Here is a 15,785-nt window from a genome sequence, read left to right as displayed (position 1 = left end):
TTTACAGCTAAAAGTACTCCTCCCACATCAAGCCGCATTCTCATGAATCATCCTGCTCTCTTCAAGCCCATCCAGGTTGGCAATCTCGCCCTGGCCAACCGCATTGTCGTGGCACCCATGTGCCAGTATTCGGCGGTGGAGGGCTGCATGACGGACTGGCACTTCGTTCACCTCGGCCAGTTCATGCTCTCTGGCGCAGCCTTGCTCACCATTGAGGCGACAGCAGTGCTGCCTGAAGGGCGCATCAGCTACGCAGACACCGGCCTGTGGAATGATGAGACGGAAGCCGCGATGCGCCGGGTTCTGGAAGGCATTCGAAACTGTTTCGACATGCCCATCGGCATCCAGCTGGCTCACGCCGGACGGAAGGCTTCGACCGATGTGCCGTGGAAGGGAGGTGACCAGCTTCCCCCTGGAGACGCCCACGGGTGGCAGACGGTGGCACCTTCCGCCATTCCCTTCGAGAGCAGCGATCATCCTCCCACCGCGCTCACAATCGAGGACATGACGCGGATCCGCGATGCCTTCGCGGCCGCCGCCACCCGCGCCGACCGGCTGGGCATCCAGTTGATCCAGCTTCATGCGGCACATGGGTACCTGCTGCACCAGTTCCTTTCGCCGCTTTCGAATCAGCGTGAAGATGAATACGGGGGCACGCTCGAGAATCGCATGCGATTTCCACTGGAGGTTTTTGATGCCGTGCGCGCCGTGTTTCCTGCAGAGAAGCCCGTGAGCGTGCGCCTCTCTGCGACGGATTGGGTCGCTGGTGGATGGGATGTGGAGCAGTCCATCATCTTTGCCAGGGAACTGGAGAAGCGCGGCTGTAGCGCCATCCACATCTCCAGCGGAGGCTTGCATCCAGCCCAGGAGATTCCGGTGGGCCCCAGCTATCAAGTACCGTTGGCGCGGGCTGTCAAAGCAGCGGTCAAGATGCCGGTCGTCGCTGTGGGGCTGATCACCTCATATGAGCAGGCAGAGGCCATCATCGGAACGGGTGACGCCGATATGATCGCGCTGGCTCGCACCATGTTATACGACCCACGCTGGCCCTGGCATGCGGCAGCCGCACTCGGAGCACAGATCAAGGCACCCAAGCAATACCTCCGTTGCCAGCCCAGGCAACACGGCAACTTGTTTGCCGCCACACCTTAGCCGCTCCAGTCAGACATCTCCAGACAGGATCCACGAACCGCATTCCGAAGTGACTGCGGCGAAGGGGATCGTCGTCTCTGAATTCCACCCTACACCCACCCCTCCATAACCCGACATCCGCATATGAAACTCGCCATTGCCCTAGCTGCCGCCGTCTGCGGCCTGTTCTCAAGTGTTATTGCTCAAACCGAAAAAGCCATGAACGCAAAACCCACCATCGTCTTCGTCCACGGCCTCTGGGCTGACGGCACATCCTGGAACAAAGTCATCACTCCGCTGGTCGAGGACGGATTTGAAGTCATCTCTGTCCAGAACCCTACCACATCCCTCGATGAAGATGTGGCAGCAACGAACGCGGCGCTTGAGCGAGCCAAGGGCGACGTGATTCTGGTGGGCCATTCCTGGGGTGGATTTGTCATCACGGAATCAGGAGTACATCCCAAGGTCAAAGGCCTGGTCTATATCGCGGCCTTTGCTCCCGACAAAGGCGAAACCGTGCCGACCCTGAGTGCGAACGCCGCGGCAACCCAGCTCTCCGATTTTCTCAAGGAAACAAACGGCCTCCTCACGGTTTCCAAAGAAGGAGTGGCCAAGGCATTCGCCGGGGATTTGTCGAAGAGCGAGCAGGAGATGATCTACGCCGTACAGCAACCCGCCTCGCCCAAAGTCTTCGCCGGAGTGAGCCAGCAGGCCGCATGGAAGACGAAACCCTCCTGGTATGTGGTCGCCTCAGAAGACAAGACCATCAACCCCAAGCTGGAAGAGTGGATGGCGAAGCGGGCCAAATCAAAAACCACTGTTCTTGACGCGGGCCATGTGGCGATGCTGTCCAAACCCAAGGAGGTGCTCGCCGTCATCCTCGATGCCGTGAAGAGCACCGCCAAGTGAAGATTTGCCAGCATCCCCAGTGATTGAGAGGAGGCACACCATGCAAAAAGAGATCATCGCCATCTGGAAGGTCAAAGTATCGGAAACACAGCGAGTCCTGGAGCTGCTGCCAGAGCTGGCCGCACAGACCAGGAAGGAAGAGGGAAACCTCTTTTACTCCGTCTACCAGTCAGAGACTGACCCCAACGAGTTCATCCTGCATGAATGTTATGCCGACCAGTATGCCGCCGATGCTCACCGGCAATCGGACCACTACCAGCAGATCGTGGTGGGAGAGATCGTCCCCCGTCTGGAATCCCGCACCGTGACCATCGTCAGAAAGCTTCATTGAACCAGCACATCGTTATCAACCCAAACTCACCTTCACTATGTCCAAGAAGATTCTCATCATCCTTTCGAACGCCAACGTCATCGGTCCCCACAACCGGAGAACGGGCATCTTTCTTCCCGAAGTGGCGCATCCGTATGCAGAGTTCGACAAGGTCAAATACCAAGTGGACTTCGTCAGTCTCACGGGAGACACACCCTACCTTGATGCGCTCCATCTCGCCGATGATCCAGCGAACCTGTCTTTCCTCGTCGGCGACGGATGGGCCCGGATGCAGAAGGCCGGAAAGCTCTCGGACGTCGATGTCCGCCCCTACGACGCCATCTTCGTTCCTGGAGGACTGGCCCCCATGGTCGACATGCCCGAACACCCGCTGCTCAAGCAAGTCGTCCGTGAGACGTATGAGCGCAAGGCAGTGGTGGGCGCAGTGTGCCACGGGCCCGTGGCACTGCTAAACGTGAGGTTGAGCGACGGCTCCTACATCGTGGACGGCAAAAACATCACGTCCTTCACCAATGAGGAAGAGGAGAACTACGCCAAGACCGATGTGCCCTTCGAGTTGGAAACAGCGCTCACCAGCCAGGGTGCCATCTTCCACACCGTACCGCCCTGGCAACCGAACAGCATCACTGACGGGCTCCTCGTCACCGGACAAAACCCTGCATCAGCACAGGGGGTCGCGGAGAAGATGATCAAGCTGCTTAGTTGAGCTGCTGCGCCTCACATCTCCCACGCCCTCTGAAGATTCCACGGCAATTTCGCACAGCAGATTCATCTATAGCCCGTCTTCTGGCGCTACTTGCCGCCACTCGAATTCTTGCTCTTGTTCAAGGCAATCCACTCATCCAAGATTTCGCCCCACCTACTCAAACCTTTTTCCGAAAGGTCTCCTTCTTCAATATTCACACCACGTTGTTTCGAGAACGCGACCAGTTGCTGGCTGGCATCAAGAATGAAAACCACATAGCTATTGTGCTCCAATTTCTTCTTGAGCAAGGGAGCTTCAAGCCACGCCCCCTCGCCCAGCTTTTTCCTTAGATCCATATCCACAAACGTGATGGTGCTTCGACCATCACGATGTGCCTTTTCAATCACAGCCTCCCATTGCTCATACAGCTTGACATAGCTTGAACGATCCTTCACGTCATCACAAAACACACTGTGCGAGGGCAGCGTGCACATCAACCGTAACAAGAAACTACGTCTATTCAGCATCTTCATACTTCCTAAGGATTTGGTTTAGAATGAGATGCGACGGCCTGCTTCTCCTCTTTGCCACAGCACACCATGGTTCTCGGTCATGGTTCTAATCTGACCATCCCTACGACTTGGGCAAGGTGTTGGCGCGGGTCTGTGATATTACCAACATTGGGCCCCTCCTAAATTTTTTACGCGAATGAACCCGCGTGCCGCATGGGTAGCCGATACGCCACCACCCACCACGCAACGTATTCTCATTTGCCATTTCTAGCCTCCACAGCGTTTGAGACCGCCAGCATATCCCAACAAAGCTGCTCAGGCTTGTGTCGGTAAATTTCAGGCAAGATCCATTTCAGCCGATTATCGCACCAAGTGTCGAACACCAAAGTCATCCACTCCACCCCCACATTGGGCAAAGTAAGATATTCAAAGATCTTAACGCACATTCTACCTTGTTGCTCTCCTTTGGCCTCCCTTGCCATCTTCAGCATCCATGCCCATACTTGATCGCGGCACCTGTCCTCTGCCAGCCAGTATCTGGCCTCGCCATACACTTCCATCTCCAATTCGAAGTCGCCTGGAATTGCACGGCCAACGTAATACTCCAAGAGTCCAAGCAGATTCTCTACGGACTTCCTGTTTTCGGGATCCCTCCGAACAGCATCTGCAGCGTGGTCCAACTTGCCTTCGTATTCCAAAAATAGCGTGCTCTTCGATCGCTCACTCATAATACAGGACCAATTGTTGGAGCCATCGTTCGCAGAGCTCCGCTGAGCGCACCTCCCAGAAACAGCGAGGCGACACGGCCAGATGCATTACGACAGCCCGTCGACATATTGTGTCGCTCCGGGGAGTTGTCATTGGGAATTGCCCCCCATCATAGTTTTTCGAACTCGTGACGGCACGGCTCCAGATTAAGATTCCAGATGAACCGCTATGCTCCGCGGCCCCCTGGATACTTGCAAACGTGCACCCAATTGGCCGTGGTGTTCGTAATCAGGGATCCGATAGAAGGGCTCCACTCACCTTTTCAACCGCATCATTTGGTTTCCTCATGGAATCCTCCATCAACAGAGACACCCAGCTTTGCATGTCGCTCTCGGGGCGACCGGGAAACTTCGGCACCCGCTTCCACAACTTCCTTTATCGCGAGCTGGGGCTGAACTTTGTTTACAAGGCCTTCACCACGGGAAATCTCGCGGGGGCGATCACTGGCATCCGGGCGCTGGGCATTCGCGGCTGCGCCGTTTCCATGCCCTTCAAGGAAGATTGCATCGAATACCTCGACGGGCTGGAACCTTCCGCCGCAGGCATCATGTCGGTGAACACAATCGTCAACACTGCAGGGGTACTCAAAGGCTACAACACCGACTACACCGCGGTTTTCTCGCTCTTGAAGTCGCACGCCATCCCGACTTATTTGGATTTCGCTCTTCGTGGGAGCGGAGGCATGGCCAAGGCCGTCGCCTGCGCCTTGCGAGATGCGGGATTCACCAAGGGCACCATCGTGGCGCGAAATCAATCCGCAGGAGAAGCGCTGGCCTCCCGATACAGCTATGCCTGGAAGCAGGAGCTCAAGCATGAAACCCCGGGCCTGCTGATCAACGTCACGCCTATCGGCATGACCGGCGGCACTGAAGCAGGGCAACTGGCCTTTACCGAACCACAGGTACGCTCGGCACAGGCCGTGTTTGATGTGGTCGCGATTCCCGCCGAAACGCCGTTGATCCAACTGGCAACCAGTTTGGGCAAACCCTGCATTTCGGGAGCGGATGTCATTGTCCTGCAGGCGGTCGAGCAGTTCGTGCTCTACACCGGCATCCGTCCAGAGCCTGCCCTCATTGCAAGAGCCGCGGCCTTTGCCCGGCAGGGATAGTTCCCTCAGGGCACTTCAAGTGACCCCAGCAGTTCTGTCACCACAGATTTTGGGTCATGGACACAGGCATGTCGTCGCCTGCTGCTCAACGGTGCAACAGTGCAGGCAAGCGTCGGACGGGGTCACTCAGCACCTGACTCGCATGAGGCGAGAGCGCGGGTTCGATGAGCTTATCAAAATTTCGCAATCCGTAAATAATGTAAGCGCGCGACACCATAACTTGCCGATCTCATGGCACTGGGCCCAAGCCCGTTCAAAATCAACCACCTAAAAATATGTCATTCATCTGGATGTTGATCATCGGCCTTATCGTAGGAGCTGTCGCCAAGCTACTGATGCCCGGAAAAGACCCCGGCGGCATCTTCATCACCATGGTGATCGGCGTCGTAGGCGCCTTTGTCGCCGGCTTCTTGGGCCGGAACCTGGGCTGGTACAATGAAGGTGAACCGGTGGGGTTCATCGCCTCCGTGATCGGGGCTGTCTTGCTGCTGGTCGTCTACCGGATGGTGACAGGCCGACGCCGGGTGGCTTAGCCCAATCAGAAACTGAACACGAACATCAAACAAAAAAATCCCATGAGCACATCACAACCACAGAGAGAGAATCCTTCCGAAGGCGACCGAAACGAGGACCCTATCACGGGTGAACCTGGGGCCCATCCCGTTGGCACCGGAGTCGGTGCAGCAGGCGGTGCCGCCGCTGGAGCCGCAATTGGCGCGGCTGGAGGCCCAGTGGGTGTGATCGTAGGCGGGGCAATTGGTGCCGTAGCAGGCGGTCTCGCGGGCAAAGGCGTCGCAGAAGCGGTCGATCCCACCGTTGAAGACGCCTACTGGAATGAGAACTACCGAAACGAGGACTACGTGGATGTCGACAGCACCTATGATGATCTGGGACCGGCCTACCGGACCGGATACGAAAGCTATCGCTCGGGCCAGTATGCCTCGTACAACGAGGCGGAAACAGACCTTGAACGAAATTGGGATTCCGTAAAAGGCAAGTCCCGACTCGCCTGGGAAAAAGCCAGGCACGCCTCACGAGCCGCGTGGGACAGGGTGGAGCGAGCACTGCCTGGTGATGCCGATCGGGACGGCAAGTAAGTCTCCTTTCGCTGGCAAAACCCGCAGCCCGAGCTGCGGGTTTTTTGTGCACTTATTTCATTGCACTTTCCCTACGTGTGACCGTGGGATCAGGCATGCAAAAGCTGGTCTTACAGCTTTTGAGTCCAAAACCGGATCGCCTACCTGTGACACGTCCAGGGCTTGTCGTTGATGCTAAAGGGAACGTCCTTCTTCTTGTCGTTGTCTGGACGGGCTTTGACTTGGAAGAGGGGGAGAATGGGTTTCCCGCCGGAGTCTTTGACGACCGGATAGGTCTCTCCTTTCTTTTCAATGAGGAGCCAGGCGCCGAAGAGATTGCCAGGGAATTCACCGACGAGGATGTCGAGATCAATGATCTGGTCCTTTTTGCATTCAAACCAGTCGCCTCGCTTCATGACGCCGGCCCAGCAGGGAATCCGCTCCTTGGGCGATGGTTCCACCCAGTGACTGTGATCCGTCATCCCGCTGAAGTGCGAGACCAGCACTGTGCGCCCATTCACCCCCACCGCCAGCACGTCATCGGCCACGCCCACAAAGCGATAGGTGCCATCCTCAGGCGGTGATACCTGCCCCTTGTAGATCACGAACCAGCTAGAAGGCCGTACCACGTTCTCCAGATGGAACGCCTGCGGAGCTGCCGCAGCCTTCATCGTGGGGATCAACACCTCGGTGGCATAGACCGGCTTGGTGCCGCGGAAAAAACGACTCAAGACGTTCTCATCCCATCCGCTGTCGAGGAACTCGCCCAGGGTTCTCAGATAGTCATTGGGCAGGTTCTCCCGCTTCTGAGTCTGCTTCAGATCGTAGAAAATGCCGATCATCGCCCCATCTGTCTTTTCAGAAGAACCAAACGCCGCCGGCCCCAGCTCCTGCGCGACAACCGCCGGCACGGCCAGGGGCATTAAGGAAATAAAGATGAGGAGAAGGGCGCGATTCATGTGGCGGCAATTTCGGTTAAACCACAGAGGCACAGAGAACGCAGAGGAATGAAACTGAGGTTTAGACAGAATTAACAAAATTTACGGAATTAGGGTTCAGCTTCCTGTGAGGAGTGTTTTCACCTGCGTTCGTAACAGGAAACTCAATTTTGTTAATTCCGTTAATTCTGTCAAAAAAATCAGTCTCTGTGTTCTCTGTGCCTCTGTGGTTAATTAATGTCTTTCCCCCCCTACCGATGCTGCTTCCACAGCAGGTCCGACTTCTGGAAAGGCGGTGACCTCCCGTCGTCCTTGCCAGGGATCGGCTGTCGGGCGAGTTGGAACACCGGGAGCACGAGCTTGCCGTGGCGGTCCTTGCCATAGGTCTCGCCCTGTTTCTGGAAGAGCAGGAAGGCGCCGAACTCACCGCCGGGACGCTCACCCACCAGCACATCCAGATCGACGGGCTCGTCTTTCTTCATCGGGATCCAGTCGCCATACACGAGATTGCCATTGAAGGCATCCGCCCCCTCCAAGGGCTCAGGGGATTTCCAGACGCTCTTCATCTCCATGTCTGGCCGGGCGCCAATGCACACCGTCTTGCCGTTCACGGCCACCGCCAGCACATCATCGGCATAGCCAACAAAACGATAGGTGCCGTCCTCAGGGGGCGAGACCTGGCCCTTGTAATGAATGACCCAGGCGGAGGGGCGCATCACATTGTCCACGCCATAGGCCTTGGGCGCGACATTGGCGGAGATGCGCGGAATGAAAATCTGAGTGGAGTAGAGCGGCCGGGTGATGCGGAAGAACCGGTTGAGCACCTGTTCATCCCAGCCCTTCTGCAGGAATTCTTTGATGACGTCAGGGTACTCGCCTGCAGAGACGTTGGACGGCTGGCGGGCCTGCGTCTGTTTCAGGTCGTAGATGATCGCAATCAGCCCAGCGGCATCCTTCTCCTTGCTGCCAAAGAGGATCTCATCCTCCTCTGCCGCCCTGGCGACGACACAGCAGCCCAGCATGAAGAGGATGGAAAGGTGGCGCAGAAGTTGTTTCATCAAGACTCTCCCGTCAGGGCGTGGGCACCTGGCCGTCTGCCAGATTGCGAATGTATTGCTGGACCAGAGCCTCGTACTCGGGAGAGACCTTTTCCTGCTTAAGCAGGTCCAGGGCATCCCGCTGGCCACCGCGCAGCTTCGAGATCGCAGAGAAATCCGACACCTCTGACCTGCTTTCCATGAACTCACCCCGCGAGTTCGCATTCTTGGAGGATGACGGCTGGTTCTTGCCCTGCTGCTGGCCCGGCTTGGCAGCGTTCTGGGCCATCTTTTGATCTTCCACCGCCTGTTGCGCTGCCAATTGGGCGGCGGCCTCTTGCAGTCCGGCCAGAGCCTGATCCGCGTTTTGCAGCGCCTCTGCGGTCTTCTCTGCCACCTTCTCAGCGGGCAGGGCTTGCGGAGTGTTCTTGTCCAGTCCTGCTTTGGCTTCACCGGCATTCTCCTTGCCCTCTTGCAGCGCCTCACCCACGGCCTTGGGCACCGGGCTGGCCAGAGCCGCGGCCATCTGGTTCGCCTTGTCGAAAGCCTCCGCCGCTTTTCCGAGCCGCTCCTGCACCTGCTCCGCAGCCGTCCCCTGCTCCATCTGCCGCTGGGCGAGCTGCACCTGACTGCGGGCATTCATCACCTCATTCACCGCAGCGGCCAGGGCTTGCTGGGCAGCATCCTGCTGGGACTGGAGCATCGCTTCAGCCTGCGCCTGCAACTGCTCACCGGCAGCGTTGAGTTGATCCGCCACCTGCTGCTGCGTTTCGCCAAGCTTCGCCTTCTGGTCTGCCTGAGCCAGCATGTTTTGCTGTTTGAGTTGCTCAGAGGCTGACTGCGAACCTTTGGCCGCCTCGGCCGTCTTGGCCCCTGCCGTTTGATTGAGCTGGGCCGCTTCCGCCTGAGCCTGCTGGATCTGTTCCGACAACGCGGCCTGCTTCTGTTGCAGATCTGCCTGGGCCTCTGCGCCAGCTGCTTCCTCCGCCGCCTCCGCCAGTTGCTCCTGCTGCTGGGCCAGCGATTTCAGCTTCTCCGCTGCCGCCGCGGCCTGCTCTGCCATCTGCGCGGCATCCGGCTGCTGGGCGCGGGCTTCGGCCAGCGCTTGCGCCTTGTCCTGCAGCGCCTTGCTGGCCGATTGCAATTGCTCCGACACTTTCTTCTGGGCGTCTGCCACCTGCGGCTTGTTCTCCGGGGTATCAAGGAAACTTTGCTGCCCGAGCATTTCCTCAACCCGGTTGGATTCCTTGGCGGCTTCTTGCGTCTTCTGGCCAGCTTCGGGGCTCAGATTTTCGATCGCTTTTTGCGCGGACTCCACCTGAGCCGCGAGCTGGTCCTGCTGCTTCTTCAGCTCTTCCTGTTTGGCTCCGGTGGCCTCCGCCGTTTCTTTGGCGAGGTTGTCTTGTTGTTTGGCCAGATCCTGGAGTTTCTCCGCCAGAGCCCGGGCCTGACGCTCCGGCTGCGAGGCATCGTTCTCAGCAATCTGTTTCGCCTGCGCGGTGAGATTCTCAGCCAGGGCCTCCAGCTTGTCCGCGAGTGCCTGCTGGGTGTCTGCCACTTCCGCCACCTTGTCGGCCTTGGACAACAGATCCTGGGTGTCCAGCTTCTCGGAAAGCTGATTGGAAGTTTCCTCGATCTTTCGCGCCTCGCTCACCGCTTGTTGGTCGAGCTTCTCAAGCGCCTCTCTAGCCAGCTCCATCTGGTCAGAGAGCTTTTCCTGCTCCTTCTTCAAACTCTGTTGGTCGGCCGTCTTGGCTTGAGGAGTGGATTGGGCAAGACGTTCCTGCTGGGCCGCCATCTGGCGCAGGTCCTTCGCCAGCTCCTGCAACTGCTGCTCCTTGGGCTTGCGCGCATCCAGGTTCTCCATCACTGCCATGAGCCCTTCATGAATGCGGTCCTCCGCGTGGGCGGCCTCGTTGAGATTGCGCTGAAGCTTCTCCACCGCTTCGCGGGGCAGATTCTCCAGCCCCCGTCCCTTGGCCGTGTTGAGCGCCTCACGGAAAGCATCCCGTGAAGGGCTCGCATGATTGGCCAGACGGTCCAGCGACTCCTTCATGAGACGCAGCTCCTCCTGCAGTCCGGTCTGCTCGGATTTCGCCAGGGCCAGCGCCCCACTTTGTTCTGCGGGCAGCTCTTCAGGACGATGATTCTGCTTCGCCAACCGCTCCGTTTCACGCTGATTGGTCTTCTGCCGCAGGGCCAGCGCCCGCAACCGCTCCCGCAGGGTGGCTTCATCGCGCTGAAGCAACAGACGATCCGCCATGGCGCGCAGTTGAGCCTGGATGGTCTTCTGTCCCGTGCTGGCAGTGACCAGGCGGGCCTTGGTCTGGTCCACTTGATCCTGGCGGCTGGCCTCCCGCAAAAGGCGCACCACCTCAGGCATGTTCTTCTCCGCCACGCCGTCCAGCTGCCCGAGCACGTCCTTGAGTTCGCCGTGCTCCGTCTTGGTAAACTGGTACTGCCCCAGTTCCCCCAGCACCTCCAGCATCTCCACCTCCTGTCTCCGCGTTTCCAGTCGCAGTTGCTCCTGGGACACGCTGTGCTGGTAGGCAGCCGTGCGGGGCGGCAGGGTGGTCTGCGCCAGCAAGGTGCCCGTGAGGCAGCAGGGCAGGACGAACGCAGTGGCCAGGGCGGGATGCGGTTTCATGGCGTTCAGGGTGGGGATAAATACGTGGCGGCAGGCGACTTTTCTACGGGCGCTCTCTAGCGGATGGACTGGTCCGTCTTCTCATTGGTGGCCCGCTGCATGTCATAGAGCTTCTCAATGGCGCGGGCACGCTCACCCAAGAGTTCCAGCAGCTCCAGGCGCTTTTGTTCTTCGGTCACGATGTCGATGAGCTTCTCGAGGCTCTTCGCAACGGAAGGCCCCGTGACTGTGTTATTGTCCTCCGCCTCGATCCAGCAGGTCACGCGGCAGCCTGCGGTGAGCGGCGGCACCACCCGGCCGAGGTCCCATTCCATCTTGTGAACGAAGGTCTTCTCACCGGCAGGGAACTCGATGCCCACGCTGCCCTTCTCCGTGGCCTCGCTCAGTTCACTCAACCCCGGTCGGAAAATGCGATACTGCAGCACGAGACCCTTCAAGCCGTAGTCATCTGTCACACGAAACGCCAGCGGCACCTTGTCCCGGGGCAACAAGCTGAGGCGGTCCTTCTTCGGCTGAAGCAGCGCCACCATCGGCGGCTGGTCGGTGGCGATCTCGATCCGGTACACCGGGTCATTCACGGACGGAGTGCCATCCGCACTCTTGAGGTGCAGGCTCAGCCCCGTCCAGCCACGGGCCGGCACCGGCAGCTCCAGCGTCATGGCAGCCCGATCCTCACCCGTCACGGCCAGCGGACGTGATTCTCCGCCCGTTATTTCAAGAACCGCCGAGTCCAGAGGCAGAGTCGCCACCGCCTCGATGCGCAGCTTGGAACCATGCAACAGCCGCAGAGCCGAGGGCGCCATGCGCGTCTCCGGCAGTCCGGTGTAGCCTGGATAGATCTGGGTGAAGCGGATCTCCTTCAGCGCGGGTGGAATGACCACCCTCACCCGATGCTCTGGACCGACGCCGTCATTCAGCTCAAAACGATACTGAAACGAACCCCGCACATTTTTGACCGTATGCGTGAAGACGGCGGCATCTTCGGCAGAAGGCGTCACTTCCACCACATCCTGCTGGCCACCGGGATAGGTTACCACGAGCCGTCCCATCTGCGGGATCCGTCCTTCCGCCCGGGCGCTTAGACGCGCATCCATACCCGGATCCAGACGCAGGTCCCCGGTAAGTGACACCACGGTCGTGTCACCCGGCAGCGCGACGCTGGAGAGGAACAGCCGCTGCACCAGCAGCGTGGAGAGAGGCCGCTGCGTCAGCCAGAGCCCGCCAGCCACGACCAGAATTGCCAGTAAGATCCACGTCCACCGCCTCACCCGATCGGCACGAAACAGGTCCGCAGCCAAATCGGAGCGCCCGACCTCTTCAGACACATCGGTCAACAGATGCGCCACCAGTGCCCGGGACTGCGGCGCGGTCTCCACCTGCGCCTGTGGTGAGGTCAGCTCCACCGCGGAGATCAACGCTGAGCGGAACTGCGGGCGCAGCCCCTCCACCAACTGCGCTGCCTGCCGTCGGGAGCGCAAACGCATCAGCGGACGCAGGGCGAGGAAATAAAGAGTAACAACCGCTGCCACCACCTCCAGCCCCATCAACAAGCGACGCACCGGCAGCGAGAAATCCAGATGCCGGTCCAGGCAAGCTTGGATCACCCAGAGCAACACGAGGACCGCCAGCACCAACAGCGGCCCCACCGCCGCCTGCAGCCCGGCCTCCCGCCAGCGCACGCGGTCCAGCATGCGACCGATGGCCACGGGCAGCTCAGGCCTGCTGGCAGCAGTGGGTCGTTGCGGTGCGGTTTCAGTGCTCATTCGGAAAGGACAGCATTCAAATATTACTTGAGGCGGCTCAGACGTCGCAGCAGCCATTCTCCAAACAGAAACGCCAGCAGCGCCGTGAGGAACCAGCCTGAGTGGTAGAGGTCCAGCTTTTTGAAGGACGTCACCGTGGCGGCACGCGACCCCACCAGATCCGGCAGCGTGTGCAGATCCTCCTCACGGAAGAACTTCCCGCCACCCGCATCCGCCATCGCCTTTAGCAGCTTGTCATTCAGCGCAGTTTGAGACTGCTCCAAGCGGGCATCCAACACCTCGAAACTAACAATGCCATCTGGATCCCGCTGCGTCACATAGGTGTAGAGTCCGGGCTTCTCTGCGACAAAGTCACCGCGGAAGGCATTCCGCTCCGTGGCATGCAGGCTGAAGGGCTGCTGCCCCTCCGCCCCTTCCACCTTCAGCATCCCGTCCAGAGAGGGCTGAATGAGCGGGCTGAAACCTTCCGTGTAGGCATTGCCGCTGATCACCACCCGGTCGCCCACCACGTACTGCTTGCGGTCGCTCTTCAACTGCGTGAGCGGGGAGGCCCCCTCCAGCAGTTGCAGGGAAAGCGTCTGCATGATCTGGCCCCAGAGCACAGAGTAGTACTTCTCCCCCGTGCGGCTCCGCCAGCGGTAAGTTTCATCGGTCCCGAAGTACACACTCCGGCCCGCACCGTAGCCCTGCATGGCAAACACCGGTAACTGTCCGTAGCGGCCCTCGCGATCCGGCCGGGTATCTACCAATAACACTTCCGCTCCAGTCTTCACGCGGGACACCGGTGCCGTCCACCGCACCCCGGGGAAGCGGCTCCAGATCTCCTGGCTCACCTCAGGGTTGGGATCCATCTGCAGGTAGGCCGACTCCCGCCCCGGGCGGGTAAGCTCCAGCTTGAAAGGCTCCGCCGCACGCTGCCTCACCCACTCCCGCGGCGACACGGTGTCCGGCACCACCGGCAGTAAAGGTTCCAGGGGCGTCCCCACATAGGACCTTGGGTTGTGATTTGAGCCCGTCAGGAAAATGATGCCGCCCCCTGCCTCCACCCACTCGGCAATGATCTCCATGCGCTGCTGCCCCAGTGATTCCGGATTCACATCGCCCAGGATGATCACGTGAGATTTGAAGAACGTTTCACGATCCTCCGGCAGCTTGGGGAGGAAGGGCGACCCCGGTGCCTGCTCCAGGCCGGGTTCGCCGTCGATCATGACGCACTTCACCTCCAGACGCGGATCGCGCTGCAGGTAATCGAGGAGATAACGGAAATCCCATCGCGGCTCCTGCTCGATGAGCAGCACCTGGAATTTCGTGTCCGTCACCCGCATCGTGTTGGCCGCCACGTTGTTCCCCTTCCCCGCCTCACCGGGCAGGAGCGGCACGGACACCTCCAGCTTCAGCTCGCCCGCGGTGCGGGGGATGAAGTGGAACACCACTTCCACATCCCGGTCACCGCCCAGCGTGAGCTCCTGTTCATCCACCGTCTCGCCGTTGGCCTTCAGCACGGCCACCACCCGCTGCTCTGGCAGGCTTTGGGAAAGCACGTGCGCCTTCACCTCGGTGCGTTCCCCGGCAAAAGCGAGCTTCTGCGCATGCACTTCCTTCACCAGCAGATCCAGTGGCGAGGTCACGCCCAGCCCGTAGATGAACAAGGGCACCTTCTGCTCCAGGGCGATCTGCGAGGCCTCAATGGCCGAGGTGCCGGTGTTGTTTCCGCCATCCGTCAGCAGGAGCACGCCCACCGGGGCCTGGGCCCGCGGTTCCTGCAACACCTGCCGAAGGGACTCGCCAATGGCCGTGGCCTGCTCCAGCGGTTTGAGCCGGCTGAAGAAAGCCGACGCCTCGCCTGTGCTCAGCCGCCCCTCCTCCATCGCAGGCGGCTGCGCGGGGGCGAAGGCACTGCGGCCGAACTGGTAGAACTGGAGATCCGCCTGCTCGGAAAGACGGTTCCAGAGCGCGAGGCGGTCATTGGCCGCCAGTTTCTGCAGCAGGTCCCAACGGCTCACCTCACCCAGTTCCGTGGCGGCACTCGGTGGCAAACTCTGTCCCAGACCGCCTTCAGGCGAGGCCATGCCCGTGGCGATGGCCGCCCGTTGCAGATCCTCCCGTTGCTGGCGTTGATCAGGGAACTGCATGCTCTCTGAGGAATCCACCAGCACCAGCAGGGGCTGCCGCACCCGCTCCTTCAAAGAAAGCCGCAGCACCGGGCGCGCCAGCAGCAGACAGAGCACCAGCGCCGCCAGCACGCGCAGCATCACCATGGCCACGCGCCGTCCCGTGCCCACCCCCGTTGACCAGCGAGCATAGGCCCAGATGCAAGCCACGGACAGCACCAGGAAGAATCCGGCAGCCAGCCCGGGTGATATGCCCTCGAACCCCAACGTCCACTGCGGAGCAGTTGCGGCCAGGGCAAAGTCAAAACTGGGGGACGGGAAACTCATGCTGATCGGGCCCGGCTGAGGCGATGGGCAAAAAAGGCTTCAATCAGGAAAAAGGCCCCCACCAGCCACATCAGCGGGGTCCAGAACTCCTGCTTCACCACCAGCTGTGTGGCAGGCACCAGCGCACCAGGGGCCCGCGTGACGGTGAGTGCCGTCTTGATCTTCTCCTGGTCCACCAGCCGCAGATCCGACTCCTGCGCCGCCATCTGCACGGCGAACATCGCCGCCGGCTCACCTGCCACGGTCACCCGATAAGCTCCCGCGCGGTCCGTGCCGGCGAAGCGGAGGAAGGCCCCGCTGTCGTCCGATACCACCCGCCCGGCGGACCGCGGTTCGTGGAAACCAGGCCCCTGCACGGCGAACTCCTTGCCATCCCACTCTGCGGCGACGGGCTTGCGGAAAGTGTCCCCGGGCACCAGCACCAGACGTGACTCGTTCTTCC

At 60.0% G+C, this 15,785-nt stretch carries 15 protein-coding genes; 7 read left to right on the top strand and 8 right to left on the bottom strand.

All coding sequences use genetic code 11. The features are described from left to right. The first annotated feature begins 42 nt into the window (after positions 1-42). The 4 genes from BV106_RS09715 to BV106_RS09700 all read left to right on the top strand — a co-directional run bounded on the left by BV106_RS09715 (position 43) and on the right by BV106_RS09700 (position 3,077). A complete protein-coding gene (locus tag BV106_RS09715) occupies positions 43-1,152 on the top strand; it encodes an NADH:flavin oxidoreductase/NADH oxidase (RefSeq protein WP_038163935.1) in 1,110 nt (369 codons plus the stop codon). Between the two features lie 198 nt (positions 1,153-1,350). Next, positions 1,351-2,040, top strand: coding sequence for an alpha/beta hydrolase (locus BV106_RS09710; protein ID WP_038163932.1), 690 nt, complete (start codon positions 1,351-1,353; stop codon positions 2,038-2,040). Positions 2,041-2,080: 40 nt separating this feature from the next. Then, positions 2,081-2,371: a putative quinol monooxygenase gene (locus BV106_RS09705; protein ID WP_038163929.1), complete on the top strand. Its 291-nt coding sequence runs from the start codon at positions 2,081-2,083 to the stop codon at positions 2,369-2,371. A 37-nt stretch (positions 2,372-2,408) separates the two neighbouring features. After that, positions 2,409-3,077, top strand: coding sequence for a type 1 glutamine amidotransferase domain-containing protein (locus tag BV106_RS09700; protein ID WP_038163925.1), 669 nt, complete (start codon positions 2,409-2,411; stop codon positions 3,075-3,077). 86 nt (positions 3,078-3,163) lie between these two features. On the opposite strand, the gene BV106_RS09695 is transcribed toward BV106_RS09700, so the two are convergent. Both BV106_RS09695 and BV106_RS09690 read right to left on the bottom strand, forming a co-directional pair. Further along, entirely contained in the window at positions 3,164-3,589 is a 426-nt protein-coding gene (locus BV106_RS09695) for a hypothetical protein (protein ID WP_265595497.1), read from the bottom strand. Between the two features lie 233 nt (positions 3,590-3,822). After that, positions 3,823-4,296 carry a hypothetical protein gene (locus BV106_RS09690; RefSeq protein ID WP_038163920.1) on the bottom strand — a complete coding sequence of 158 codons (474 nt, stop codon included), beginning with the start codon at positions 4,294-4,296 and terminating at the stop codon, positions 3,823-3,825. A gap of 326 nt (positions 4,297-4,622) precedes the next feature. Here BV106_RS09690 and BV106_RS09685 point away from each other — a divergent pair, with 326 nt between their 5' ends. The 3 genes from BV106_RS09685 (at position 4,623) to BV106_RS09675 (ending at position 6,541) form a co-directional block, all read left to right on the top strand. Further along, positions 4,623-5,444 carry a shikimate 5-dehydrogenase gene (locus BV106_RS09685; RefSeq protein WP_038163918.1) on the top strand — a complete coding sequence of 274 codons (822 nt, stop codon included), beginning with the start codon at positions 4,623-4,625 and terminating at the stop codon, positions 5,442-5,444. A 275-nt stretch (positions 5,445-5,719) separates the two neighbouring features. After that, a complete protein-coding gene (locus tag BV106_RS09680; protein ID WP_038163915.1) occupies positions 5,720-5,977 on the top strand; it encodes a GlsB/YeaQ/YmgE family stress response membrane protein in 258 nt (85 codons plus the stop codon). A 42-nt stretch (positions 5,978-6,019) separates the two neighbouring features. Continuing rightward, a complete protein-coding gene (locus BV106_RS09675; RefSeq protein ID WP_038163913.1) occupies positions 6,020-6,541 on the top strand; it encodes a hypothetical protein in 522 nt (173 codons plus the stop codon). Between the two features lie 140 nt (positions 6,542-6,681). Here BV106_RS09675 and BV106_RS09670 read toward each other — a convergent pair whose 3' ends face one another. The 6 genes from BV106_RS09670 to BV106_RS09645 form a co-directional block, all read right to left on the bottom strand. Continuing rightward, positions 6,682-7,479, bottom strand: coding sequence for a hypothetical protein (locus BV106_RS09670; protein WP_265595496.1), 798 nt, complete (start codon positions 7,477-7,479; stop codon positions 6,682-6,684). Positions 7,480-7,709: 230 nt separating this feature from the next. After that, positions 7,710-8,516: a hypothetical protein gene (locus tag BV106_RS09665; RefSeq protein WP_038163909.1), complete on the bottom strand. Its 807-nt coding sequence runs from the start codon at positions 8,514-8,516 to the stop codon at positions 7,710-7,712. 13 nt (positions 8,517-8,529) lie between these two features. Beyond that, positions 8,530-11,142 carry a hypothetical protein gene (locus tag BV106_RS09660; RefSeq protein ID WP_038163907.1) on the bottom strand — a complete coding sequence of 871 codons (2,613 nt, stop codon included), beginning with the start codon at positions 11,140-11,142 and terminating at the stop codon, positions 8,530-8,532. 56 nt (positions 11,143-11,198) lie between these two features. Further along, complete coding sequence (locus BV106_RS09655) at positions 11,199-12,905, bottom strand: DUF4175 family protein (protein WP_038163904.1); 1,707 nt, start codon at positions 12,903-12,905, stop codon at positions 11,199-11,201. Positions 12,906-12,928: 23 nt separating this feature from the next. After that, positions 12,929-15,343: a hypothetical protein gene (locus BV106_RS09650; RefSeq protein ID WP_038163902.1), complete on the bottom strand. Its 2,415-nt coding sequence runs from the start codon at positions 15,341-15,343 to the stop codon at positions 12,929-12,931. Beyond that, positions 15,340-15,785, bottom strand: a 446-nt coding sequence (locus BV106_RS09645; protein WP_038163900.1) for a hypothetical protein, incomplete at its 5' end; no start/stop codon positions are given. The genes BV106_RS09645 and BV106_RS09650, both read right to left, overlap by 4 nt.

Source organism: Verrucomicrobium sp. BvORR106 (assembly GCF_000739655.1).
In the GTDB taxonomy this organism is placed as follows: Bacteria; Verrucomicrobiota; Verrucomicrobiia; order Verrucomicrobiales; family Verrucomicrobiaceae; genus Verrucomicrobium.
The sequence above is the reverse complement of the archived record's forward strand: the minus strand, read 5'-3'. Positions and strand labels throughout refer to the sequence as shown.

Coding starts and splice junctions, on each gene's coding strand:
- BV106_RS09715 (WP_038163935.1), top strand. CDS start 43: ATGAATCATCCTGCTCTCTTCAAGCCCATCCAGGTTGGCAATCTCGCC.
- BV106_RS09710 (WP_038163932.1), top strand. CDS start 1,351: ATGAACGCAAAACCCACCATCGTCTTCGTCCACGGCCTCTGGGCTGAC.
- BV106_RS09705 (WP_038163929.1), top strand. CDS start 2,081: ATGCAAAAAGAGATCATCGCCATCTGGAAGGTCAAAGTATCGGAAACA.
- BV106_RS09700 (WP_038163925.1), top strand. CDS start 2,409: ATGTCCAAGAAGATTCTCATCATCCTTTCGAACGCCAACGTCATCGGT.
- BV106_RS09695 (WP_265595497.1), bottom strand. CDS start 3,589: ATGAAGATGCTGAATAGACGTAGTTTCTTGTTACGGTTGATGTGCACG.
- BV106_RS09690 (WP_038163920.1), bottom strand. CDS start 4,296: ATGAGTGAGCGATCGAAGAGCACGCTATTTTTGGAATACGAAGGCAAG.
- BV106_RS09685 (WP_038163918.1), top strand. CDS start 4,623: ATGGAATCCTCCATCAACAGAGACACCCAGCTTTGCATGTCGCTCTCG.
- BV106_RS09680 (WP_038163915.1), top strand. CDS start 5,720: ATGTCATTCATCTGGATGTTGATCATCGGCCTTATCGTAGGAGCTGTC.
- BV106_RS09675 (WP_038163913.1), top strand. CDS start 6,020: ATGAGCACATCACAACCACAGAGAGAGAATCCTTCCGAAGGCGACCGA.
- BV106_RS09670 (WP_265595496.1), bottom strand. CDS start 7,479: ATGAATCGCGCCCTTCTCCTCATCTTTATTTCCTTAATGCCCCTGGCC.
- BV106_RS09665 (WP_038163909.1), bottom strand. CDS start 8,516: ATGAAACAACTTCTGCGCCACCTTTCCATCCTCTTCATGCTGGGCTGC.
- BV106_RS09660 (WP_038163907.1), bottom strand. CDS start 11,142: ATGAAACCGCATCCCGCCCTGGCCACTGCGTTCGTCCTGCCCTGCTGC.
- BV106_RS09655 (WP_038163904.1), bottom strand. CDS start 12,905: ATGAGCACTGAAACCGCACCGCAACGACCCACTGCTGCCAGCAGGCCT.
- BV106_RS09650 (WP_038163902.1), bottom strand. CDS start 15,343: ATGAGTTTCCCGTCCCCCAGTTTTGACTTTGCCCTGGCCGCAACTGCT.